Source organism: Streptomyces sp. NPDC093094 (genome assembly GCF_044754345.1).
Classification (GTDB): Bacteria; Actinomycetota; Actinomycetes; order Streptomycetales; family Streptomycetaceae; genus Streptomyces.
Window position 1 is genome coordinate 382,401 of the sequence record NZ_JBIVOX010000005.1, and the last position, 22,322, is coordinate 404,722.

Here is a 22,322-nt window from a genome sequence, read left to right on the forward strand (position 1 = left end):
CGGTATGGGCTGGGTAACCGACTGGAGTGCGCAGGCGGCCTGCCGCACTACCGATCCGGATGAACTGTTCGTTCAGGGAGCAGCGCAGAACAGGGCCAAGGCGGTGTGCACCGGATGCCCGGTGCGGACCGAGTGCCTGGCCGATGCGCTCGACAACCGCGTCGAGTTCGGCGTGTGGGGAGGCATGACGGAGCGGGAACGCCGCGCGCTGCTGCGCAGGCGGCCCACCGTCACCTCCTGGCGCCGGCTGCTGGAGACGGCTCGTACGGAGTACGAGCGTGGGGCCGGCCTGGTGCCCCTCGACGACGACCAGGTGTACGAGAACTACGCGGCGGTGGGCTGAGGGCGGGCGCGGGCGTCGACCGCCTGTGTCACCCGTCACGCGCACGCGGCCGCCACCTGCGGAACCCGTCGGGCGTACGGCTCCGGCGCCTGTGGCGTCGGCCGGGTGTGAGGGCCGGCGGCCTGTGCCGTCGGCGGAGTTCGTACGTCGGCCGTGAGGGCCGTCGGCGGAGCTCGGGCGGACGTCGGTCATGTGCGCCGCCGGGAGAACTCGGCCGTCGGCCGTGCAGGCTGTCCGCAGGGTTCCGGCGTCGGTGGTCTGTGCCGTCGTCCGAGGTCAGGGCGGGGCTGTCCGGGTGCGCGCCGCGGGCCGGGTGCGTGCGTCGGTCTGTGGAGGCGTCACGCTGTCGGCGGGGCCCGGACGATGACCGTCCGGGTGGTGCCGGTGGGTGCGGACGGGGCAGGCCCCGGGCGGTGAGGCGCGGGCTTGCCGCGCCGTACTGCCCGGACGTCGGACCCCGGACGGCGCACGTCGGCGTTCCCGGCCGGAACCTCCGTGCACGGGGCCCGCGCGGGCCCCGGTGTGAGCTTCGTCACCAACTGCCGCCCGGACCCCGGACGGTACGGTTCCGCATCTCCGGGACCGGCCGCGGACACCCCCGGACATCACGGACCGGCGGCATCCGCGCAGGCCCGGTCATCCGTCCGCGGGCAGCTCCGGCCGGTGGGCCGCGAGGCGGTCGGCGATGTCCCGCAGCCCCACGAGGTCGTGCACGTCGCCGGGCAGCGCGGCCACTTCGGCCACCGCCACCTCGGGGTGGAGCGCGGTGAAGCGGTCGCGCGTGCGCCGCTCCCGGGAGAGCAGGTGCATGCGGTCCGCGTGGAGCCTCAGCAGGCCCGCGGTCAGTTCGTCCGCGGACGGTTCGGGGTCGGGCTCGTCGGTCCCGGCTGCGGGGGATGGCGCCGGAGGGGCCGAACTGCCCTGTGGGTCGGGGGAGTTACGAACTCCAGCCTTCCCGTCCGGCTGATCCACAATGCGGGGCTCCTCAAGATTTTCCGCGGCGGCGAGCGCCCGCTCGGCCGACAGCCGGGCGGCACCGCTGCCGTGGACCCGGTTGAGCACCAGACCCGCGAGCGGCATCCTCTCGGCGGCCAGCCGCTCCACGAAGTACGCGGCCTCGCGCAGCGCGTCCCTCTCCGGCGCCGCGACCACCAGGAACGCCGTCCCGGGCGCCTGGAGCAGTCTGTACGTCGCGTCCGCGCGGGTGCGGAACCCGCCGAACATCGAGTCCATCGCGGCCACGAACGTCTGGACGTCCTTCAGCAGCGGACCGCCGAGCAGTTTGCCGAGGGCGCCGGTCATCATCGACATGCCGACGTTCAGGAACTTCATCCCCGCGCGTCCGCCCACCTTCGCGGGCGCGAGCAGCACACGGATCAGCTTGCCGTCGAGGAAGGAGCCGAGCCGCTTCGGCGCGTCGAGGAAGTCCAGGGCCGAACGGGAGGGCGGGGTGTCGACCACGATCAGGTCCCACTCGTCACGCGAGCGCAGCTGCCCCAGCTTCTCCATCGCCATGTACTCCTGCGTGCCCGCGAAGCCCGCCGAGAGCGACTGGTAGAAGGGGTTGCCCAGGATCGCGGCCGCCCGGTCGGCGTCCGCGTGCGCCTCGACGATCTCGTCGAAGGTGCGCTTCATGTCGAGCATCATCGCGTGCAGTTCGCCGCCCGCCGAGTCGTCGATGCCCTTCACCCGGCGCGGGGTGTTGTCGAGCGAGTCGATGCCCATGGACTGCGCGAGCCGGCGCGCGGGGTCGATGGTGAGCACCACGACCTTGCGGCCCCGCTCGGCCGCGCGCAGCCCCAGAGCGGCCGCCGTGGTGGTCTTGCCGACGCCGCCCGAGCCGCAGCACACCACGATGCGGGTGGCCGGGTCGTCGAGCAGGGGATCGATGTCCAGCACGCGCGCGGGGGACAGGCGACGCTCCGGGACGGTCTCCGCGCTCATGCGATCCCCTGCTTCCGCAGTTCCTTGGCCAGGTCGTACAGGCCCGCGAGATCCATGCCCTCGGCGAGCAGCGGCAGCTCGTGCAGCGGCAGGTCCAGCTCGCCGAGGACGGCCCGCTGCTCCTGCTCCAGCGTGTGCCGCTCGGCGTACTCCTCGGCCTGCTGGAGCAGCGGGTCCACCAGCCGCTCCGCGTTCCCGCCGCGTCGCGCCCCGCCGAGGCCCGCGGCCGACAGCGACCGTGCGACGGCCGTGCGCGGCAGCGCGCGCACGCCTTCCAGGCCGGCCGCGTCCAGCACCTCGGGCCGCACCATGTTCACGATGACCCGGCCCACCGGCAGCCGCGCCGAGCGCAGTTCGGCGATGCCGTCGGCGGTCTCCTGGACCGGCATCTCCTCCAGCAGCGTCACCAGGTGCACGGCCGTCTCCGGCGACTTCAGCACCCGCATCACGGCCTGCGCCTGATTGTGTATCGGGCCGATCTTGGCCAGGCCCGCGACCTCGTCGTTGACGTTGAGGAAGCGGGTGACGCGGCCGGTCGGGGGCGCGTCCATGACGACGTAGTCGTAGACGAACCGTCCGCTTCTCTCCTTGCGGCGGACCGCCTCGCACGCCTTGCCCGTCAGCAGGACGTCCCTGAGGCCGGGCGCGACCGTCGTGGCGAAGTCGATCGCGCCGAGCTTCTTCAGGGCGCGTCCCGCGCTGCCGAGTTTGTAGAACATCTGGAGGTAGTCCAGAAGGGCCAGTTCGGGGTCGATGGCGAGGGCGTACACCTCCCCGCCCCCGGGTGCGACGGCGATCTTGCGCTCCTCGTAGGGAAGCGCCTCCGTCTCGAAGATCTGTGCGATGCCCTGCCGGCCCTCGACCTCGACGAGGAGCGTCCGCTTCCCCTCCGTGGCCAGGGCCAGCGCTAGGGCTGCGGCGACCGTCGTCTTGCCGGTCCCGCCCTTGCCGCTGACGACCTGGAGCCTGCTCACGTCTTCGAGCGTAACCAGTCCGGGCGCACGACAATCAAAGGCTGTGGACAACCGGTGCCCCAAGCCTGTGGAGAAACGATCCGTAAAGCGGCCGGGGCACCCGTGCGTGCCGCGTTCCCCGGGCCGCGCGGCGCCCGTGGCGGCCTGGCGCGGCAGCGCCTGCCGCAGCCGCTACAGTCGGCCCCATGACCAAGTGGGAATACGCAACCGTGCCGCTGCTCGTCCATGCCACGAAGCAGATTCTGGACACCTGGGGCGAGGACGGCTGGGAGCTCGTCCAGGTCGTGCCCGGACCGAACAACCCCGAGCAGCTCGTCGCCTACCTGAAGCGCCAGAAGCCGGAGAAGGCGGCGTGAGCGCGGTCGAGGCGAAGCTCGCCGAGCTGGGTCTGACGCTGCCGGAGGTCGTGCCGCCGCTGGCCGCCTACCAGCCGGCCGTGCGCAGCGGCGTGTACGTGTACACCGCCGGCCAGCTGCCCATGGTGGAGGGCAAGCTCCAGCTCACCGGCAAGGTGGGTGCGGAGGTCACGCCGGAGGAGGCCAAGGACCTGGCCCGGATCTGCGCGCTGAACGCGCTGGCGGCCGTGAAGTCCGTCGCGGGCGACCTGGACCGTGTCGCGCGCGTGGTGAAGGTCGTCGGCTTCGTCGCCTCGGCCTCCGACTTCACCGGCCAGCCCGCCGTGCTCAACGGCGCCAGCGAGCTGCTGGGCCAGGTGCTCGGCGACAAGGGTGTGCACGCGCGCAGCGCCGTGGGCGTCGCCGTCCTGCCGCTGGACGCGCCGGTCGAGGTCGAGATCCAGGTGGAGCTGACCGAGGTCTGACCGCCTCCCCGGGGTGCCGCGCGTTCCTGCCGGCCGTGGGCGGGTGATCGTTCCCTCTCGAACATCCGCCCGCCACGGGATAGCCTCCGGCCATGGCGAACGGTCAGTGGTACCCCCCTCAGTGGCCGGACCGGATCCGCGCGCTCGCGGACGGCACCCTCACACCCGTGCAGCCCAGGCGTGCGGCCACTGTCATGCTCCTGAAGGACGGGTCGGACGGCCTGTTCGTGCACATGCTGCGCAGACGCGCCTCCATGGCCTTCGCCGGGGGCGCCTACGCCTATCCCGGCGGCGGCGTGGACCCGCGCGACGACGACCGCCAGATCCGCTGGGCGGGTCCCTCGCGCGCATGGTGGGCGGACCGGCTCGGTGTGGACGAGCGCGGCGCCCAGGCGATCGTCTGCGCCGCCGTGCGGGAGACCTTCGAGGAGGCCGGCGTCCTGCTCGCCGGGACCGACCCGGACACCGTCGTCGGCGACACCACCGGTGACGACTGGGAGGCCGACAGAGCGGCGCTGGTGGCCCGCGAGCTGTCCTTCGCCGAGTTCCTCGGCCGCCGCGGTCTGGTGCTGCGCTCCGACCTGCTGGGCGCCTGGACCCGCTGGATCACCCCGGAGTTCGAGGAACGCCGCTACGACACCTGGTTCTTCGTCGCCTCCCTGCCCGTGGGGCAGCGCACCCGGGACGTCTCGGGCGAGGCGGACCGCACGGTGTGGATCCGCCCCGGGTACGCGGCCGCCGGGTACGACAAGGGCGAGCTGCTGATGATGCCGCCGACGATCGCGACCCTGCGCCAGATCATGCCGTACGGCACTGCCGCGGAGGCGCTCGCCGCCGCGCCCTCCATGGACATGACGCCGGTGCTGGCCCGGGCGAGCCTGGAGGACGGGGAGATCGTGCTGTCCTGGCCGGGACACGACGAGTTCACCAAGCACGTGCCGACGGATTCGGCAGGGCCCTCCGGGGGCACCCGGCAGCCCCCGACGAGCCCCCCGACCGGTGGAGCCGCCCGATGACCGACGCAAGCGCCCTTCCCGGCCAGCCGCGGAGCACGGTCCTGTCCGGCCCCGCCACCGCGCGCGCGGTGAACGTGCTGGCGCCCAACGCCTCCGCGATGACCCTGGACGGCACCAACACCTGGATCCTCGCCGAGCCGGACTCCGACCTGGCCGTGGTGGTCGACCCGGGCCCCCTGGACGAGGGGCATCTGCGCGCGGTCGTCGACACCGCCGAGAAGGCCGGCAGACGCGTCGCCCTGACCCTGCTCACCCATGGCCACCCCGACCACGCCGAGGGCGCGGCCCGCTTCGCCGAACTGACCGGCACACGCGTGCGTGCCCTCGATCCCGCGCTGCGGCTGGGCGACGAAGGACTCGCCGCCGGGGACGTCGTCGAGGTCGGCGGCCTGGAACTGAGGGTCGTGCCGACGCCGGGACACACCGCCGACTCCCTGTGCTTCCATCTGCCGGCCGACCGGGCCGTCCTGACGGGCGACACGATCCTGGGACGCGGTACGACGGTCGTGGCGCACCCGGACGGGCGGCTCGGCGACTATCTGGACTCGCTGCGGCGCCTGAGGTCGCTCACGGTCGACGACGGCGTGCACACCGTGCTTCCGGGCCACGGGCCGGTCCTGGAGGACGCACAGGGCGCCGTGGAGTACTACCTCGCCCATCGCGCCCACCGGCTCGCCCAGGTCGAGACGGCCGTGGAGGACGGCCACCGGACGCCCGCCCAGGTCGTCGCCCATGTCTACGCCGACGTGGACCGCTCCCTGTGGCCGGCGGCCGAGCTGTCGGTACGCGCACAACTGGAGTACCTGAGGGAGCACGGGCTCATCTAGGGGCCGCGCACGCACTTCGGCCGGCCGGGCCCGCGGGCGGCCGCCGCGGCCACGCGCGTGTGCGCCCCGGTCAGTCGGGCCTGGGGGCCTTCGTGCCGTGCACGCGCGTGTACTCCCCGGCGAGCCAGGGTCCCAGGTCGTCGACGTACGTCCGCAGGATCTCCGGGTCGGCGCTCGGCCGGTACCCGAGGACGGCCGCCGAGCGCAGCTGCCCGGCCCGCTCCGGGTAGTACTGCGCGAACGCCCCGGCCATTTCGTGCAGGTCGCTGGTCCAGCCGTTCCAGCGGGGCATGACCAGTGTGAAGCCGGTGCGCACCAGGTGCCGGGACGTGTACCGGACCAGCCGGAGCCGCTCCCGCGGTGCGCGCGCCGCGGCGGCACGGTCCCGCCAGCGCGGCAGGAGCAGCGCGAGATCGCCGTTGGTCTCGCGGGCGAGACGGGAGTCGGGGCGGTAGCGCGGAAGGTACTCCGCGAGGTCCTCGCCGAGCAGCGGCGTGCACAGACACGCCACGAACCAGCCCAGGTCGTAGGTCTCCAGGTCGCTCAGCAGCCGCGCCCGGCTGTACAGCAGCGTGCCGACGCCGTCGATCTGCCCGAACCGCCGGTCGAGGTCCGCGCCCAGCGCCTGTACGGCGTCCCGGCCGGCGTCGTCCGGCTCGTCCCGCAGCGCGACCAGCAGGTCCAGGTCGCTGCGCCCCACGCGCGCGGTGCCGCGCGGGACCGAGCCGTAGAGGTAGGCGCTGTCCAGCCGCGGCCCGAGGACGTCCAGGAGCCGGTCGCGGGCCGCCGCCACGACGGGACGGAAGGCGTGCGGGATCCCGCCGAGGGAGCCCTCGCGCTCGATGTACCCCTGGGAGTCGAGGCCGGGGCGGTGCACCCGCGGGCGGCGAACCGTTTCGGTCATGGGGCCACTGTGCCCGGCGAAGGGCACAGCGGCGGTGCGTTTTCCGCGCGGTCAGATGAACGTCGGCCGTCGTCCGGCACGGCGGGGACTCACCGGGAGCGCTTGGCGAGCCGCTCCACGTCGAGCAGGATCACGGCCCGCGCCTCCAGGCGCAGCCAGCCGCGCTGGGCGAAGTCGGCGAGCGCCTTGTTGACCGTCTCGCGCGAGGCGCCGACGAGCTGGGCCAGCTCCTCCTGTGTCAGGTCGTGGACGACGTGGATGCCCTCCTCGGACTGCACGCCGAAGCGGCGCGAGAGGTCCAGCAGGGCGCGCGCGACACGGCCGGGGACGTCGGAGAAGACCAGGTCCGACATGGCGTCGTTGGTCTTGCGCAGCCGGCGGGCGACAGCGCGCAGCAGCGCGGCGGCCACCTCGGGGCGGGCGCTCAGCCAGGGCTGGAGGTCGCCGTGGCCGAGGCCCAGCAGCTTGACCTCGGTCAGCGCGGTGGCGGTCGCGGTGCGCGGGCCCGGGTCGAACAGCGACAGCTCGCCGATCAGCTCGCCGGGGCCGACGACGGCGAGCATGTTCTCGCGGCCGTCGGGGGAGGTGCGGTGGAGCTTGACCTTGCCCTCGGTCACCACGTAGAGCCGGTCGCCCGGGTCGCCCTCGTGGAACAGCGAGTCGCCCCGCGCCAGGGTCACCTCACTCATGGAGGCGCGGAGCTCCGCGGCCTGCTCGTCGTCGAGAGCAGCGAAGAGCGGGTTGCGCCGCAGAACGTCGTCCACGAGTTCTCTCCTTGTCGACCTGCTCAGGGGATCTTGCTCCCCTTGTGTACCAGGGGAGCGTGGTGCCCATTTTGCCGGACGGTCCAAACAGTGTGATCTGTCACAAGGATGCCGCACTGGTGTCCGCTGGTAAGCGCCAGGGGTCCAATTGGGGGCCGATCTTCGAGGTCCGGGGCGGATGTCGGTGCCGGGCCGTAGGCTGGCCGGGTGTCCAAAACGCCGGTGAGAGCGCAGGCCGAGGGGGCTGGGCGGATGGTTGTGCGGCGGGATTCCGCTGTGGGCGAACAGGCCACTGACGGCGGTAAAGAAGCGTCAGAACCGACAAAGAGGGCGGCGGGTGCCGCGAAGAGGACCACCGTGAGGAAGACGTCCGCGACGCCGTCCGGGACCGCCGCGAGGAAGGCGCCGGGCGCGGCGAAGAAGACCCCGGGCGCGGCGGGGAAAGCCGCGGCCGGGAAGGCCCCGGGGGGCACGGGGAGAGCCCCGGCCGCCGCCGCGGTGAAGGCCGCCCCCGCCGGGGCGGCCGCCCCGAAGCCGCCGAGGAACGAGTCACGCACGGCGCTGGTCCGCCGCGCCCGCCGGATCAACCGGGAGCTCGCCGAGGTCTACCCCTACGCCCACCCCGAGCTGGACTTCGAGAACTCCTTCCAGCTCCTGGTCGCCACGGTGCTGTCCGCGCAGACCACCGACCTCAGGGTCAACCAGACCACCCCGGCGCTGTTCGCCAAGTACCCCACGCCCGAGGACCTGGCCGCCGCCGACCCGGAGGAGGTCGAGCAGATCCTGCGGCCCTGCGGGTTCTTCCGTGCCAAGACCAGGTCGGTCATAGGACTGTCGAAGGGCCTGGTGGAGGAGTTCGGCGGGGAGGTGCCCGACCGCCTCGACGACCTGGTCAAGCTGCCCGGTGTCGGCCGCAAGACGGCCTTCGTGGTGCTCGGCAACGCGTTCGGGCGGCCCGGCATCACCGTGGACACGCACTTCCAGCGGCTGGTGCGGCGCTGGCGGTGGACCGACGAGACCGACCCCGACAAGATCGAGGCCGCCGTCGGCGCGCTGTTCCCCAAGCGTGACTGGACCGACCTCTCGCACCATGTGATCTGGCACGGCCGGCGCATCTGCCACGCCCGCAGGCCGGCCTGCGGCGCCTGCCCGATCGCCCCGCTCTGCCCGGCGTACGGCGAGGGCGAGACCGATCCCGACAAGGCCGCGAAGCTCCTGAAGTACGAGAAGGGCGGTCTGCCCGGCCAGCGTCTGAACCCGCCGCAGGCGTACCTCGACGCGGGCGGCCGGCCGGCGCCGCCGCTGGGGGCCGGATGAGGGGGCGTACGGCGGCCGCCCGGCGGCCGTGCCCGACGGGGGAACGATCACACGGGGCCCGGGCGTTGGAACGGTCGGAACGGGGGTGGCTATGACACGGGCAAGTCATATGCGGGGCGGTTCGGTGACGCTCAGCAAGGAAGGGCTGCCCGACTGGCTGGACCCCGTGGTGCACGCCGCGGAGACGGTGGAGCCGCTCCAGCTGAGCCGCTTCCTGCCGCCGGAGAACGGCGCGGGGCGCCAGTCCGCCGTCCTGATCCTGTTCGGCGAGGCCGAGCAGGGCCCCGAGCTGCTGCTGATGGAGCGGGCCGGCTCGCTGCGCTCGCACGCCGGCCAGCCGTCCTTCCCGGGCGGCGCCCTCGACCCGGAGGACGGCGACCCGCAGGGCGACGGACCCCTCTGGGCGGCCCTGCGCGAGGCCGAGGAGGAGACCGGGCTCGACCCGGCCGGGGTCCAGCTCTTCGGCGTCCTGCCCAAGCTGTACATCCCGGTCAGCGGCTTCGTCGTCACCCCGGTGCTCGGCTGGTGGCGTGAGCCGAGCCCGGTCGGCGTCGTCGACCCGAACGAGACCGCGCGGGTCTTCACCGTCCCCGTGGCGGATCTCACGGATCCCGCCAACCGCGCCACCACCGTCCACCCCAGCGGCCACCGGGGTCCGGCATTCCTGGTCGAATCCGCCCTCGTGTGGGGCTTCACGGCCGGAGTGATCGACCGCCTGCTGCACTTCTCCGGTTGGGAACGACCCTGGGACCGGAACAAGCAGGTCCCGCTCGACTGGCGCGCATGACAGGGTGGCCTTCGTGAACGTGCTGGACATCTTGTTGCTGGTCGCTGCCGTGTGGTTCGCGATCGTGGGCTATCGCCAGGGGTTCGTCGTCGGCATCCTGTCGGTGATCGGATTCCTCGGCGGCGGCCTCGTCGCCGTCTACACGCTGCCCGTCATCTGGGACGCGCTGACCGACAACGCCGAGGTCAGTACGACCGCCGCCGTCGTCGCGATCGTCGTCGTCATCGTCTGCGCCTCGATCGGCCAGGCCCTGACCACCCACCTCGGCAGCAAGCTGCGCCGGTACATCACCTGGTCCCCGGCCCGCGCGCTGGACGCCACCGGCGGCGCCCTGGTCAACGTCGTGGCCATGCTGCTGGTGGCCTGGCTGATCGGCTCCGCCCTCGCGGGCACCACCCTGCCCACGCTCGGCAAGGAGGTCCGCAGCTCCAAGGTGCTGCTCGGGGTCTCCCGGGCGCTGCCCGCACAGGCCGACACCTGGTTCGCCGACTTCTCCTCCGTCCTCGCGCAGAACGGCTTCCCGCAGGTCTTCAGCCCGTTCGCCAACGAACCGATCACCGACGTACGGCCCCCGGACCCGGCGCTCGCGAACAGCGCCGTGGCCGCCCGCGCGCAGCGCTCCATCGTCAAGGTGATGGGGACCGCCGAGAGTTGCGGCAAGGTCCTGGAGGGCACCGGCTTCGTCTTCGACGACCGCCGCGTGATGACCAACGCGCATGTCGTCGGCGGCGTCGACGAGCCCACCGTCCAGATAGGCGGCGAGGGCCGCCGCTACGACGCCACCGTCGTCCTGTACGACTGGAAGCGCGACATCGCCGTCCTGGACGTGCCCGACCTCGACGCGCCCGCCCTGCGGTTCACGTCCACCGACGCCGAGAGCGGCGACGACGCGATCGTCGCCGGCTTCCCGGAGAACGGCTCGTACGACGTGCGTGCCGCGCGGGTACGCGGGCGGATCCCGGCCAACGGACCGGACATCTACCACCGCGGCACCGTGCGCCGTGACGTGTACTCGCTGTACGCGACCGTCCGCCAGGGCAACTCCGGCGGCCCGCTGCTCACTCCCGAGGGCGAGGTCTACGGTGTGGTCTTCGCGAAGTCCCTGGACGACGCCGACACCGGCTACGCCCTGACGGCGGACGAGATCGCGGAGGACATCACCGAGGGCCGTACGGCGACCCAGCAGGTGGACAGCGACAACTGCGCTCTCTAGGGCCCGCCCTGTCCGGCAGGTCCCGGGGCGTCAGCCGCGGGGGTGGCGCAGGCGTACCGAGACCCAGCGGGCCCGGCGGCGCAGGATGCGCGGAATGCCCACCCGGAGGTCGGAGCCCGGCAGTTGCGGGGCACCTCCTTGATGGGGGCTCAGGGAGTTGCCCGAGCGTCGGTTGCGTGCTGCGTCACTGTAGTCGTGCGTCCAGCCCATACCCCGACGTCTGCCCCCGCCCCAAGGTCGATAACCGCGCCCGTGACCCCCAATTGGCTTATGCGCCGGGCATTTGGCTGTTCGAGGCACAGGTGTTCCGCGTCCGTTCACCGGGCGCTCGGACACGGTCACCGACGGGTCCGGATCTGTCCGGCCGGGACAGCCCGTTCGGGTGAACGGGGCCCGCTCAGCGGTCCGGTTCGGGGTCCTTCAGCCAGTTGATCAGCTCCGTGGAGAACGCCACCGGGTCCTCCTCGTGCGGGAAGTGCCCGAGCCCGTCGAACAGCCGCCAGCGGTACGGCGCCTCGACGTACTCGCCGGATCCCGCCGCGCTGCGGGTGCGCGTCACGGGGTCGAGCGAGCCGTGCAGATGCAGTGTCGGCACCCGGACGGGCCGCTTCATGCGCCGGTTGAACTGGATGCCGTCGGGGCGGGCCATCGACCGCACCATCCAGCGGTACGGCTCGATCGAGCAGTGCGCCGTCGAGGGGATGCACATCGCCCTGCGGTACGTCAGCACGGCCTCGTCCTCCGGCAGCCGCGGGCCGGACCAGTCCCGGATCAGCCGGCCGACCAGCGCCCCGTCGTCGGCCGTGAGCTGCCGCTCGGGGACCCAGGGCCGCTGGAAGCCCCAGATGTAGGAGCTCGCGGTGGTCTGCTTGAGGTCGGCGAGCATGGCCGAGCGCCAGCGCCGCGGGTGCGGCATGGAGGCGACCGCCAGCCGCCGGATGAGCTTGGGCCGCATCACGGCCGCCGTCCAGGCCAGATAGCCGCCCAGGTCGTGGCCCACCAGCGCCGCGTCGGGCTCGCCGAGGGAGCGGATCACACCGGTGACGTCGAGGGCGAGGTTGGCGGGGTCGTAGCCGCGCGGCGTGCGGTCGCTGCCGCCGACGCCGCGCAGGTCCATGGCGACGGCCCGGAAACCGGCGTCGGCCAGCGCGGTCAGCTGGTGCCGCCAGGTCCACCAGAACTGCGGGAACCCGTGCAGCAGCATCACGAGCGGGCCGTCGCCGACCTCCGCGATGTGGAAGCGCGCGCCGTTGGCGGCCACCTCGCGGTGCGTCCAGGGCCCGTCGGGTCGGACGACCGAAACGGGCTGGGCGGGGGGAGTGGCGGGGTCCGTCATGACGACGAGCGTGCCACAGCCTCGATGGCCTTGGGCGCCCGGTCCTGCGTCAGCTCGGGCTGCTGCGGCAGTTCGGGCCGCGGGTGCGGCTTGGCGTTCTGCAGCACGCTCGCCGATTCCTTCATCGACGCGGCGACCTTCTGCGGGCCCTTGCTCTTCGACGCCTTCTTCGCGAAGACCACGCCGATCAGCGCCAGGACACCCGCGACCAGCACGTTCGCCGCGAACGACAGCAGGAAGCAGACGGCGAGATTCCAGTCGCTCCAGGTGCGGATGCCGTAGGCGAGGGCGAAGTTGAGCATCGGCAGGGAGAAGACCAGCACCGCGCCGGCCACCGTGAACGCGCCGCCGCTCGTCGCACCGCGCTTGACGTCCTGCTTCAGCTGCGCCTTCGCCAGCGCGATCTCGTCGTGCACCAGCGCCGACAACTCGGTCGTCGCGGAGGCGAACAGCTGGCCGATGCTGCGTTCGGCGCCGACCGGGCTGCCGTCGGGTGCGCTCATCGCGGTCTCCCTCTTGTGACGTGTGACTGCCTTCCGGCCGGTTGCGCCGGAGGAGTGACGGTGCCGTCTTTGTACCGTCCCGTCAGATCATGCCGGACGGTCCTTGTCCGCGCCTGCCCCGCCCGTCACTTCGGCAAGCCGCGCGGCGGCCTTCTCCTTCGCGATCCTGCGGTGTTCGGCCGCCTTTCGCTCGTGGATCGCGGCCATGCGGAGGTGGTACTCCGGATCGTCCTGCTCGTAGACGTCCGGAATGCCGTCGTGGTCCTCGTCGAGCTCCTCGGCCTCGATCAGACGCCGGTACTTGGTGTTCCGTATCTTCAGCAGGATCATGGCCAGCGTCGCCGCGATCAGCGAGCCCATCAGGACGGCGGCCTTCCCCTCGCTCATCAGGGCCGCGTCGTCCTCGAAGGCCAGCTCGTCGATGAGCAGGGACACGGTGAACCCGATGCCCGCCAGTGTGGCGACGGCGAGAACGTCGCCCCACCTCAGCTCCTCGCTCAGGGATGCCCGGGTGAAGCGGGCGGTCAGCCAGGTGCCGCCGAAGACACCGAGGGTCTTGCCGACGACCAGACCGAGGACGATCCCGAGGGTCTCCGGCTGTGTGAAGACATCCGCCAGGGCCCCGCCCGACACCGTCACACCGGCGCTGAACAGCGCGAACAGAGGTACGGCGAGCCCGGCCGACACCGGCCGCACCAGATGCTCGATCCGCTCGCCCTTGGACTGCTCCTCGCCCTCGCGCCGGGTGCAGGGCAGCATCAGGCCCATGGCCACTCCCGCGATGGTGGCGTGGATGCCGCTGTTGTACATCAGGCCCCAGACCACCAGCGCCAGCGGGATGTACACGTACCAGCCGCGTACGCCCTTGCGCAGCAGCAGCCAGAAGACGACGAGCCCGGCGACCGCGCCGCCGAGCGCCGCGAAGTCGATCTCGCTGGTGAAGAAGACCGCGATGATCAGGATGGCGAACAGGTCGTCGACGACGGCGAGCGTGAGCAGGAAGGCGCGCAGGGCGCTCGGCAGCGAGGTGCCGATGACCGCGAGCACCGCGAGGGCGAAGGCGATGTCGGTGGCCGTGGGCACCGCCCAGCCCTGGAGCGAGCCGCCGCCGGCGCTGCTGGTGAGGACGTAGACCAGCGCGGGCACCGCCATGCCGCACAGCGCGGCGACGACGGGCAGCGCGGCGGCCCTGGGGTCGCGCAGGTCTCCGGCGACGAGCTCGCGCTTGAGCTCGATGCCGGCCACGAAGAAGAAGATCGCGAGGAGTCCGTCCGCGGCCCAGTGGGCGACGGAGAGGTCCAGACCGAGGGCCTCGGGGCCGAAGTGGTGGTGTGCGACGCTCTCGTAGCTGTCGTGCAGCGCCGGGACGTTCGCCCAGATCAGCGCGGCCACCGCGGCCACCAGCAGCAGGACACCGCCGACGGTCTCGGTGCGCAGCGCGTCGACGACGTAGGTGCGCTCGGGCAGGGAGAGACGTCCGAGGACCTTGCGGGGGGTGGTGTCGCGGGGCGCGGTCACGAGGCGGACCTCCAGTCGGTGGGCAGGGCAGAGCACATGCCGACCAGACTTCCCGGCGCACCTGATGCGTCGAGATTACCCATGGCGCGACGGGCTGTCCTGGCGCCCTTCGCGTCGACCGCGGAAGGGGCACCCCGTGGCGGGGTGCCCCTTCCTTGCCTCGGCGGTTCTCAGTCCTCGCTGGGTGCTGCGGGGAGTTTGTCCTGGATGAGCTGCATGACGCTGCTGTCGGTGAGGGTGGTGACGTCGCCGAGCTGCCTGTTCTCGGCGACGTCGCGCAGGAGGCGGCGCATGATCTTGCCGGAGCGGGTCTTGGGGAGTTCGGCGACCGGGAGGATCCGCTTGGGCTTGGCGATGGGGCCGAGGGTGGTGGCGACGTGGCCTCGCAGGGCGTCGGTGAGGCCCTCGTCCTCGGCGTCGGCGGTGGCGCGCAGGATGACGAAGGCGACGATGGCCTGGCCGGTGGTGTCGTCGGCGGCGCCGACCACGGCGGCCTCGGCGACGGCGGGGTGGGAGACGAGGGCGGACTCGACCTCGGTGGTGGAGATGTTGTGGCCGGAGACGAGCATGACGTCGTCGACCCGGCCGAGCAGCCAGATGTCGCCGTCGTCGTCCTTCTTCGCGCCGTCGCCGGCGAAGTACTTGCCCTCGAAGCGGGACCAGTAGGTGTCGAGGAAGCGCTGGTCGTCGCCCCAGATGGTGCGCAGCATGGAGGGCCAGGGCTCGGTGAGGACGAGGTAGCCGCCGCCGCCGTCGGGGACCTCGGCTGCCTCGTCGTCGACGACGGTGGCCGAGATGCCGGGCAGGGGGCGCTGGGCGGAGCCGGGTTTGGCGTGGGTGACGCCGGGCAGCGGGGAGATCATCATGGCGCCGGTCTCGGTCTGCCACCAGGTGTCGACGACGGGGGTGGTGTCGGCGCCGATGTGCTTGCGGTACCAGATCCAGGCTTCGGGGTTGATCGGTTCGCCGACCGAGCCCAGGATGCGCAGGCTGGACAGGTCGAACTTGGCGGGGATGTCGTCGCCCCACTTCATGAAGGTGCGGATCGCGGTGGGCGCGGTGTAGAGGATGGTCACCTTGTACTTCTGGACGATCTCCCAGAAGCGGCCCTGGTGGGGGGTGTCGGGGGTGCCCTCGTACATGACCTGGGTGGCGCCGTTGGCGAGGGGGCCGTAGACGATGTAGGAGTGGCCGGTGACCCAGCCGACGTCGGCGGTGCACCAGTACACGTCCGTCTCGGGCTTGAGGTCGAAGACGGCGTGGTGGGTGTAGGCGGTCTGGGTGAGGTAGCCGCCGGAGGTGTGCAGGATGCCCTTGGGCTTTCCGGTGGTGCCGGAGGTGTAGAGGATGAACAGGGGGTGCTCGGCGCCGAACGCCTCGGGCGTGTGCTCGGCGGACTGGCGGGTGACGAGGTCGTGCCACCACACGTCCCGGCCCTCGGTGAAGGCGACGTCCTGTCCGGTGCGGCGCACCACCAGGACGTGCTCGACGCTGTCCACGCGCGTGACGGCCTCGTCCACGGCGGGCTTGAGCGCGGAGGGCTTGCCGCGGCGGTAGCCGCCGTCGGCGGTGATGACGACACGCGCGTCCGCGTCCTGGATGCGGGTGGCGAGCGCGTCCGCGGAGAACCCGCCGAAGACGACCGAGTGCGCGGCGCCGATACGGGCGCAGGCCAGCATCGCGATCGCGGTCTCGGGGATCATCGGCATGTAGACGGCGACCCGGTCGCCCTTGGTCACGCCCAGTTCCAGCAGCGCGTTGGCGGCCCGGGACACCTCGTCCTTGAGCTCGGCGTAGGTCAGGGAGCGGCTGTCGCCCGGCTCGCCCTCGAAGTGGATGGCCACCCGGTCGCCGTGGCCGGCCTCCACGTGCCGGTCCACGCAGTTGTGGGCCACGTTCAGCTCGCCGTCCGCGAACCACTTCGCGAACGGCGGGTTGGACCAGTCCAGGGTCTCGGTCGGTTCCTTGGCCCAGGTCAGGCGCCGGGCCTGCGCGGCCCAGAAACCGAGCCTGTCCGCCTCGGCCTGCTCGTACGCCTCCGCCGTGACATTGGCATGCGCGGCCAGGTCGGCGGGCGGCGCGAACCTGCGCTCCTCTTTGAGCAGGTTGGCCAGGCTCTCGTTGCTCACGACATCTCCCTTTCCCAGGGTGTCCGTTGTGTCCCAGGCCACAGCTCATCAGACCCGAGGGGCCCCTGACAAGGGTCGCCCAGAAATTGGTTTAGACCTGTGTTCGGGCCGGGGCTCCGGTCGCCGTGACCGGGGGCTTCGACGGTTCCCACGGACGGCTCCGTCATCGGGTTCAGGCGTGCAGCGCCCTTCACACGTCCGGCCGGACGCCGGGAGGGCCGGGTCCGCCCTCCCGGCCCGCCCTCACACGGGACTGCGCGCCTCCTCCACGCCCGCCACGTGGTCGAACAGCTCGCCCCCCTGCGCCTTCGTGAGCAGGTACGCCTGCGCCTCGCCCACGTGGAAGTACATGCCGTGCAGTTCCAGCACCCCGCGCCGCAGCGCACGGGCCACCGACTCGTGGGCCCGCAGGTGCTCCAGCTGCTGCACGACGTTGGTCAGACACAGCTGCTCGGCCGCGTCGGCCGGATGCCGGCCGGACAGCCGGGCCCAGGGCCGGCTGTCGTCCGCCATCCGCTCCAGGCTCGGCAGGCCGTGCCGCAGCCACCGCCTGAGCGGCGTCTGCACGCCTTCGGGCTCGGAGCTGAGCAGGGCCTGCATGGCCCCGCACCCCGAGTGCCCGCACACCGTGACGGACCGCACCTGGAGCACGTCCACCGCGTACTCGATCGCCGCCCCCACCGAGTCGTCCCCGCTCTCCGCGTCGGGCAGGGGCACGAGGTTGCCCACGTTGCGGACCACGAACAGGTCGCCCGGACCGCTGGAGGTGATCATCGAGGTGACCACACGCGAGTCGGCGCACGTCAGGAACAGCTGCGAGGGACGCTGCCCCTCACGCGCCAGCCGCGCGAGTTCGCCGCGCACCAGGGGAGCGGTGTTGCGCTGGAACGCCGTGATCCCCCGCACCAGCTGGTGCTGGCCCGGCTGCCGGGCCGGGGAGCCGTGGGAGAGGCCGGAGGGGGACCGGCCTTCGGCGCCGCAGCCGCAGCCGCAGCCGGGGCCGTCGCCGTCGTCGCCGTCGGGGCTGCGGTCGTGACGGGTGTGGTCCCGGTCGTGGTGGGGGTGGCCGCTGCGGATTCCTCGGCCGCGGGGGTGGTTGTGGCCGTGGCCGCAGTCGTGGGTGCGGTCGTGGTGGCCGGACTCGTGGCCGTCGCTGTCGCCGGCCGGCGTGGTGGCTGCCTCTTCCGGCTGCCGTCTGTGGGAGTCGAGCGGCAGGCCGTCGGGGTCCGGCGGCAGGTCGTCGGCGATCGGCGGCTGTCCGTCGGCGGCCGGGCGCCGTTCGGCCGTACCCGGCGGCGGGCCGTCGGGATGCCGGGGCCGTCCGCCCGTGCCGGGCCGGCCACCGGCGGGCGGCTGCCTGTCGGGAGGGCCGGACGGTCGGGCCTGGCGTCGGGCCGAGGACCGGACGCCGGACGCGGGGGCCTCGCGGGCTGCGGGGCGTCCGCCCGGGGCCGGCTCCGCACCGGAGGCGGCTGTGGGGTGCGGCAGCTCGCACTGATGGTTGCGCCAGGGCGTCCACGGGCGGCAGCGGCAGGCGGAGGAGTCGGCGGGGGTGTTCCCGTCGTCCGATCCGGGGGCCTCGTGGGTGTCGGCGAGGGCCGCGGGTTCGGCGATGCGGACTCCGGCACGGCGACCGGTCAGCTCGACGGTGCCTCCGTGGGCGGTGTGCGCCGTCTGCCAGTCCTGAAGTGACTCGTAGGCCGCGTGGTCCATGAACGAGCCGTCCAGCTCCACGACGACCCGGGTGCCCTGGGGAACGAGATGCAGGGCGCGGCTGAGGCGTGGCACCGCGAGGAACGTCAACTGGCCCCTCACATGTACGTGATGGACTCCTTCCTGCTCGTCGTGGGTGATGCGGGTGCGGGTGAGGCGGTTGAGGGCGACGGCCACGGCCACGGCGACGCCGAACGCCACGCCCTCCAGGACGCCGAGCAGCACCACGCCGGCCGTGGTGACGGCGTACACCAGTGCTTCTCTGTGCCGGGTCACCGTGCGGATGTGGTGCAGGGACACCATCTGGATGCCGACGGCCATCACCAGGGCGGCGAGCGAGGCGAGCGGGATGAGCTCCAGGAGCGGAACCATCAGCAGCGCGGCGACCACTACGAGAACGCCGTGCAGCACCGTGGAGTTCCGGCCGACGGCACCGGCGTGCACATTCGCCGAACTCCGCACCGCCACACCCGCGACGGGCAGTCCGCCGAGGGCTCCGGACACGATGTTGGCGGCTCCCTGGCCGAGCAGTTCGCGGTCCAGGTCCGAGCGGGCGACACGGGGGGCGGCTGCGGCGCCTGAGGCCGCGGCTCTCCGGGCGGCGGCCAGTCTGTCCACCGCGACCGCGCCGAGCAGCGACTGCACGCTGCACACCAGGGTGATGGTGAGGACGGCGGCGGCGATGCCGGTCACCGGCCCCTCGGGCAGGCCGGCCAGGGCGTGGCTGCTCCAGGACGGCAGGTCGACCTTGGGCAGGGTGAGCGCGGTGAGCGAGGCCGTCGTCGTGGCGCCCGCGACCGCGACGAGCGGGGCCGGGACGACGCGCAGCCACCGTCCCGCCCGGCCCGGGATCCGGGGCCAGAGCAGCAGCAGGGCGAGGGTCAGGATGCTCATCGACACGGCGGCGGGGTGCACATGGGCCAACTGGGACGGCAGACCGGCGAGGTTGGCCGGGACCGAGCTCTGCGGCGTGCCGCCGAGGACGATGTGGAGCTGGGCGACGGCGATGGTGACGCCGATGCCGGCGAGCATGCCGTGCACGATCGCGGGGCTGACGGCGAGGGCCGTGCGGGCCACGCGCAGTCGGCCCAGCACCAGCTGGGTGAAGCCGGCGAGGACGGTGATGGCGCAGGTGGTGCGCCAGCCGTACTGATGGATGAGGTCGGCGGTGACGACCGTGAGCCCTGCGGCCGGTCCGCTGACCTGGAACGGCGATCCGCCGAGCAGCCCGGCGACGATTCCGCCGACGGCGGCGGCGACGAGGCCGGCCTGGAGCGGGGCGTCGGTGGCCAGGGCGATGCCCAGCGACAGGGGCAGGGCGATCAGGAAGACCGCGATCGAGGCGGACACATCGGCGCCCGCGAGCCGGAAGCGCCGAGGGTGCGGCTCCGTCGGCGGGCTGTGCGGCCGGTGGGCGGACGGGGGCGGCGCGGTCGCGGCGGAGGTCTGCTCCACCGGGGGCGCGGGGTCGGGGTGGGTGTGCGTGGGGACGCTGGCGGACATGTTCCCGTCTCCTCCGGGGCGGCGCGGTCGCGGAACAGGTGGTCCCCGCTCGGGCGGCGGGGGTCGGGTCGCGGCCGTGGGTCACGGCGTGCAGCGGCGGGATGAATCAACGCTCGGTAAACGGATCGTAATCCAGAGTAAAGGACCAGCATGTATTTTCGACGCAAATGGTCTAATCCATCACCTCTATGAGGTAAGGAGTCCTTTGATCGGCTTGTCGTACTAATTCCTCCTCGGTCCCGTGCGACTTTTGCGGCGCCGCCGGCTCGTCCCGGCGCGTCACCTCGCAGATGTCGTCATCAGCGTTGGCACCGAGAGAAGGAAGAAGGTGGGCGGACATGGCCGCCACCCAGAGGATCGCCGCGGGCGCCGTGGCCGTCGCGGCCTGTGCCGCGTCACTGGCCGGTTGCGGACTCGGCACCGACGGTACGACCGGAGGGGTCTCCGGGCCGCAGAAGGCGAAGCCGGCTCCGGCGCCCAGGAACGTGGTCCGCCTCATCGGCGACGGCTCCACCGCGTACACCGGCGCACAGCCCCATCTGCCGCGGCAGGAGCGGCTGAAGCCGGGTCAGAAGCCTCCGCAGTTCGTGGTCTTCTCCTGGGACGGAGCCGGGGAGGACAGCCAGCGGCTGTTCTCCCACTTCCGCCAGGTCGCCAAGGACAACAACGCCACCATGACCTACTTCCTCAGCGGCGTGTACCTGCTGCCCGAGGAGAAGCGCGACCTCTACAGGCCCCCGCAGCACTCCCCGGGCCGTTCCGACATCGGCTTCAACGACGAGCAGGGCATCGCCGACACCGTCGAACAGCTGCGTCTGGCATGGATGGAGGGCAACGAGGTCGGCACCCACTTCAACGGCCACTTCTGCGGCAAGGGCGGCGGAGTCGGCGAGTGGTCGGTCGAGGAGTGGAAGGACGAGATCGCCCAGGCCAAGCACTTCGTGAAGTCCTGGAAGACCAATACGGGGTTGGAGAAGGCGGCCCCGCTGCCCTTCGACTACGACAAGGAGCTCATCGGCGCCCGCACCCCCTGTCTGGAGGGGCAGCAGAACTTCCGCCTCGCCGCCCGCGAGCTCGGCTTCCGCTACGACACCAGCGGCGTCAACAACCAGGTCTGGCCCGGCAAGAAGGAAGGGCTGTGGGATCTGTCCATGCAGCTGGTGCCCTTCCCCGGCCGCTCGTTCGAGCAGCTCACCATGGACTACAACTTCATGGTCAACCAGTCGGGCACCACGACCCAGGGCGACCCGGGCAAGTACCGGTTCTGGGGCGACCAGATGCGCGACGGCCTGCTGGCCGGTTTCCGGCGGGCCTACGACGGCAACCGCGCGCCCCTGATCATCGGCAACCACTTCGAGTCCTGGAACGGCGGCACCTACATGCGCGCCGTCCAGGAGGTCATCGAGCAGGTGTGCACCAAGCAGGAGGTGCGCTGTGTGTCCTTCCGGCAGCTCGCCGACTGGCTGGACGCCCAGGACCCGGACACGCTGGACAGACTGCGCACCCTGACCGTCGGCGAGGCCCCGAAGCAGGGCTGGGAGTCCTTCCTGTCGGGCGGCCCGGCTCCGGCGCCGAAGGGAGTGCCCGGAGCCCCGGCGGTCCAGCGGTAGAAGCCGGCGCCCCTTCGGGCGGAGCTCCGCGGGCGGCGGACGCCGCAGGACGTCACACCGGCTGGGTGACGTTCTCGCCGAGCACATAGCCGGGGTCGACCTGCGCGGCCAGGTCGGCTCCGGTGCGCTCGTTGCCCCACGACTGGGCGTTCTTCAGATGGAAGTGGACCGTCTGGCGCGTGTAGCGCTCCCAGTCGCGCTGCTCGTACGTCGCGTCGGCGGCCGTCTGCAGTGTGCGCAGGGCGCGGCGGTTGACGTCCTCCAGGAGCTCGAACCGGGGCGGCCGTCCCTTCTCCATGGCGCGCACCCAGTCGGAGTGCCCCACCGTCACGAGCAGGTCGTCCCCGACCTCGGCACGCAGGAAGTCGAGGTCGTCCTGGCCCTGCACCTTGTTGCCGACGACCTTGAGGCCGACGCCGAAGTCGCGGGCGTACTCCTTGTACTGGCGGTAGACGGAGACCCCCTTCCGGGTCGGCTCGGCGACGAGGAACGTGATGTCGAAGCGGGTGAACATGCCCGAGGCGAAGGAGTCCGAGCCCGCCGTCATGTCGACCACGACGTACTCGTCGGGGCCGTCGACGAGGTGGTTCAGGCACAGCTCCACCGCTCCGGTCTTGGAGTGGTAGCAGGCGACCCCCAGGTCGGCGTCCGTGAAGGGGCCCGTGACCATCAAACGGACGGCCCCGCCGTCGAGTTCCACCGGACGGGCGCAGGCGTCGTAGACCGGATTGTTCTCCCGGACCCGCAGCAGCCGGGAACCCTCGCCGGGCGGCGTCGTCTTGATCATCGTCTCGGCGGAGGCGATACGGCGGTTGCTGCCGCGCAGGTAGTCCTTGATCAGCGGCAGCCGGTCGCCCATCGCGGGCAGGCCGGCGGCCTCCGCCTCGTCGAGGCCCAGCGCGGCCCCCAGATGCTGGTTGATGTCGGCGTCGACCGCGACGACGGGCGCTCCGGTGGTCGCCAGATGGCGGATGAACAGGGAGGACAGGGTCGTCTTGCCGCTGCCGCCCTTCCCGACGAAAGCAATTTTCATGTTCAGTAAGCGTAGTGGCGCATGGCTCGTCCCGGGGGGCCGGACGTGAAGAAGACCACTCCTTCGTG

Annotated in this window: 20 protein-coding genes; 9 read left to right on the forward strand and 11 right to left on the reverse strand. The window is 72.2% G+C overall.

Annotation, left to right across the window (positions count from 1 at the left end):
- Positions 1-4: 4 nt before the first annotated feature.
- A complete protein-coding gene (wblA, locus tag ACIQGV_RS12835) occupies positions 5-343 on the forward strand; it encodes a transcriptional regulator WblA (protein WP_402493800.1) in 339 nt (112 codons plus the stop codon).
- A 636-nt stretch (positions 344-979) separates the two neighbouring features.
- Here wblA and ACIQGV_RS12840 read toward each other — a convergent pair.
- On the reverse strand, positions 980-2,287 hold the full coding sequence (locus ACIQGV_RS12840) for an ArsA family ATPase (protein ID WP_402493802.1): 1,308 nt from the start codon (positions 2,285-2,287) through the stop codon (positions 980-982).
- Complete coding sequence (locus ACIQGV_RS12845) at positions 2,284-3,261, reverse strand: ArsA family ATPase (protein ID WP_402493804.1); 978 nt, start codon at positions 3,259-3,261, stop codon at positions 2,284-2,286. The genes ACIQGV_RS12840 and ACIQGV_RS12845 overlap by 4 nt, the downstream gene beginning before the upstream one ends.
- 185 nt (positions 3,262-3,446) lie before the next feature.
- On the opposite strand from ACIQGV_RS12845, the gene ACIQGV_RS12850 reads away from it, so the two are divergent.
- The 4 genes from ACIQGV_RS12850 to ACIQGV_RS12865 all read left to right on the forward strand — a co-directional run bounded on the left by ACIQGV_RS12850 (position 3,447) and on the right by ACIQGV_RS12865 (position 5,924).
- Positions 3,447-3,617 carry a DUF4177 domain-containing protein gene (locus ACIQGV_RS12850; protein WP_402493806.1) on the forward strand — a complete coding sequence of 57 codons (171 nt, stop codon included), beginning with the start codon at positions 3,447-3,449 and terminating at the stop codon, positions 3,615-3,617.
- On the forward strand, positions 3,614-4,081 hold the full coding sequence (locus tag ACIQGV_RS12855) for a RidA family protein (protein WP_402493807.1): 468 nt from the start codon (positions 3,614-3,616) through the stop codon (positions 4,079-4,081). The genes ACIQGV_RS12850 and ACIQGV_RS12855 overlap by 4 nt, the downstream gene beginning before the upstream one ends.
- A gap of 92 nt (positions 4,082-4,173) precedes the next feature.
- Positions 4,174-5,097, forward strand: coding sequence for an NUDIX hydrolase (locus ACIQGV_RS12860; RefSeq protein ID WP_402493809.1), 924 nt, complete (start codon positions 4,174-4,176; stop codon positions 5,095-5,097).
- Entirely contained in the window at positions 5,094-5,924 is an 831-nt protein-coding gene (locus ACIQGV_RS12865; protein ID WP_402493812.1) for an MBL fold metallo-hydrolase, read from the forward strand. Before ACIQGV_RS12860 ends, ACIQGV_RS12865 begins: the two co-directional genes overlap by 4 nt.
- Before the next feature lie 70 nt (positions 5,925-5,994).
- Here the strand turns inward: ACIQGV_RS12865 and ACIQGV_RS12870 are convergent, their stop codons facing one another.
- Positions 5,995-6,828 carry a nucleotidyltransferase domain-containing protein gene (locus tag ACIQGV_RS12870; protein ID WP_402493814.1) on the reverse strand — a complete coding sequence of 278 codons (834 nt, stop codon included), beginning with the start codon at positions 6,826-6,828 and terminating at the stop codon, positions 5,995-5,997.
- Between the two features lie 89 nt (positions 6,829-6,917).
- Entirely contained in the window at positions 6,918-7,592 is a 675-nt protein-coding gene (locus tag ACIQGV_RS12875) for a Crp/Fnr family transcriptional regulator (protein WP_402493817.1), read from the reverse strand.
- Positions 7,593-7,844: 252 nt separating this feature from the next.
- Between ACIQGV_RS12875 and nth the strand changes: the two genes are divergently transcribed.
- From nth to ACIQGV_RS12890, 3 genes are all read left to right on the forward strand, one after another.
- Entirely contained in the window at positions 7,845-8,909 is a 1,065-nt protein-coding gene (gene nth, locus ACIQGV_RS12880) for an endonuclease III (protein WP_402493819.1), read from the forward strand.
- A 91-nt stretch (positions 8,910-9,000) separates the two neighbouring features.
- A complete protein-coding gene (locus ACIQGV_RS12885; RefSeq protein ID WP_402493820.1) occupies positions 9,001-9,696 on the forward strand; it encodes an NUDIX hydrolase in 696 nt (231 codons plus the stop codon).
- Positions 9,697-9,709: 13 nt separating this feature from the next.
- Complete coding sequence (locus tag ACIQGV_RS12890; RefSeq protein ID WP_402493822.1) at positions 9,710-10,909, forward strand: MarP family serine protease; 1,200 nt, start codon at positions 9,710-9,712, stop codon at positions 10,907-10,909.
- A 30-nt stretch (positions 10,910-10,939) separates the two neighbouring features.
- On the opposite strand, the gene ACIQGV_RS12895 is transcribed toward ACIQGV_RS12890, so the two are convergent.
- From ACIQGV_RS12895 to ACIQGV_RS12920, 6 genes are all read right to left on the reverse strand, one after another.
- A complete protein-coding gene (locus ACIQGV_RS12895; protein WP_402493823.1) occupies positions 10,940-11,119 on the reverse strand; it encodes a hypothetical protein in 180 nt (59 codons plus the stop codon).
- A gap of 187 nt (positions 11,120-11,306) precedes the next feature.
- Positions 11,307-12,245: an alpha/beta fold hydrolase gene (locus tag ACIQGV_RS12900; protein WP_402493825.1), complete on the reverse strand. Its 939-nt coding sequence runs from the start codon at positions 12,243-12,245 to the stop codon at positions 11,307-11,309.
- Complete coding sequence (locus ACIQGV_RS12905; RefSeq protein ID WP_402493827.1) at positions 12,242-12,748, reverse strand: phage holin family protein; 507 nt, start codon at positions 12,746-12,748, stop codon at positions 12,242-12,244. Before ACIQGV_RS12905 ends, ACIQGV_RS12900 begins: the two co-directional genes overlap by 4 nt.
- An 87-nt stretch (positions 12,749-12,835) precedes the next feature.
- Positions 12,836-14,266, reverse strand: coding sequence for a Na+/H+ antiporter NhaA (gene nhaA, locus ACIQGV_RS12910; protein WP_402493829.1), 1,431 nt, complete (start codon positions 14,264-14,266; stop codon positions 12,836-12,838).
- A 170-nt stretch (positions 14,267-14,436) separates the two neighbouring features.
- Entirely contained in the window at positions 14,437-16,437 is a 2,001-nt protein-coding gene (gene acs, locus ACIQGV_RS12915; protein ID WP_402493831.1) for an acetate--CoA ligase, read from the reverse strand.
- A 201-nt stretch (positions 16,438-16,638) separates the two neighbouring features.
- The gene (locus ACIQGV_RS12920) at positions 16,639-19,611 is read right to left on the reverse strand and encodes a SulP family inorganic anion transporter (RefSeq protein WP_402493832.1); all 2,973 of its coding nucleotides are present in this window, start codon (positions 19,609-19,611) and stop codon (positions 16,639-16,641) included.
- 338 nt (positions 19,612-19,949) lie between these two features.
- Between ACIQGV_RS12920 and ACIQGV_RS12925 the strand changes: the two genes are divergently transcribed.
- Positions 19,950-21,221, forward strand: coding sequence for a hypothetical protein (locus ACIQGV_RS12925; RefSeq protein ID WP_402493835.1), 1,272 nt, complete (start codon positions 19,950-19,952; stop codon positions 21,219-21,221).
- A 52-nt stretch (positions 21,222-21,273) separates the two neighbouring features.
- Here ACIQGV_RS12925 and ACIQGV_RS12930 read toward each other — a convergent pair whose 3' ends face one another.
- Positions 21,274-22,254 carry an ATP-binding protein gene (locus ACIQGV_RS12930; RefSeq protein WP_402493837.1) on the reverse strand — a complete coding sequence of 327 codons (981 nt, stop codon included), beginning with the start codon at positions 22,252-22,254 and terminating at the stop codon, positions 21,274-21,276.
- Between the last annotated feature and the right edge of the window lie 68 nt (positions 22,255-22,322).

Coding starts and splice junctions, on each gene's coding strand:
- ACIQGV_RS12925 (WP_402493835.1), top strand. CDS start 19,950: ATGGCCGCCACCCAGAGGATCGCCGCGGGCGCCGTGGCCGTCGCGGCC.
- ACIQGV_RS12905 (WP_402493827.1), bottom strand. CDS start 12,748: ATGAGCGCACCCGACGGCAGCCCGGTCGGCGCCGAACGCAGCATCGGC.
- nth (WP_402493819.1), top strand. CDS start 7,845: ATGGTTGTGCGGCGGGATTCCGCTGTGGGCGAACAGGCCACTGACGGC.
- ACIQGV_RS12885 (WP_402493820.1), top strand. CDS start 9,001: ATGACACGGGCAAGTCATATGCGGGGCGGTTCGGTGACGCTCAGCAAG.
- ACIQGV_RS12930 (WP_402493837.1), bottom strand. CDS start 22,254: ATGAAAATTGCTTTCGTCGGGAAGGGCGGCAGCGGCAAGACGACCCTG.
- ACIQGV_RS12895 (WP_402493823.1), bottom strand. CDS start 11,119: ATGGGCTGGACGCACGACTACAGTGACGCAGCACGCAACCGACGCTCG.
- ACIQGV_RS12850 (WP_402493806.1), top strand. CDS start 3,447: ATGACCAAGTGGGAATACGCAACCGTGCCGCTGCTCGTCCATGCCACG.
- ACIQGV_RS12870 (WP_402493814.1), bottom strand. CDS start 6,828: ATGACCGAAACGGTTCGCCGCCCGCGGGTGCACCGCCCCGGCCTCGAC.
- ACIQGV_RS12840 (WP_402493802.1), bottom strand. CDS start 2,287: ATGAGCGCGGAGACCGTCCCGGAGCGTCGCCTGTCCCCCGCGCGCGTG.
- wblA (WP_402493800.1), top strand. CDS start 5: ATGGGCTGGGTAACCGACTGGAGTGCGCAGGCGGCCTGCCGCACTACC.
- ACIQGV_RS12900 (WP_402493825.1), bottom strand. CDS start 12,245: ATGACGGACCCCGCCACTCCCCCCGCCCAGCCCGTTTCGGTCGTCCGA.
- ACIQGV_RS12865 (WP_402493812.1), top strand. CDS start 5,094: ATGACCGACGCAAGCGCCCTTCCCGGCCAGCCGCGGAGCACGGTCCTG.
- ACIQGV_RS12920 (WP_402493832.1), bottom strand. CDS start 19,611: ATGTCCGCCAGCGTCCCCACGCACACCCACCCCGACCCCGCGCCCCCG.
- ACIQGV_RS12860 (WP_402493809.1), top strand. CDS start 4,174: ATGGCGAACGGTCAGTGGTACCCCCCTCAGTGGCCGGACCGGATCCGC.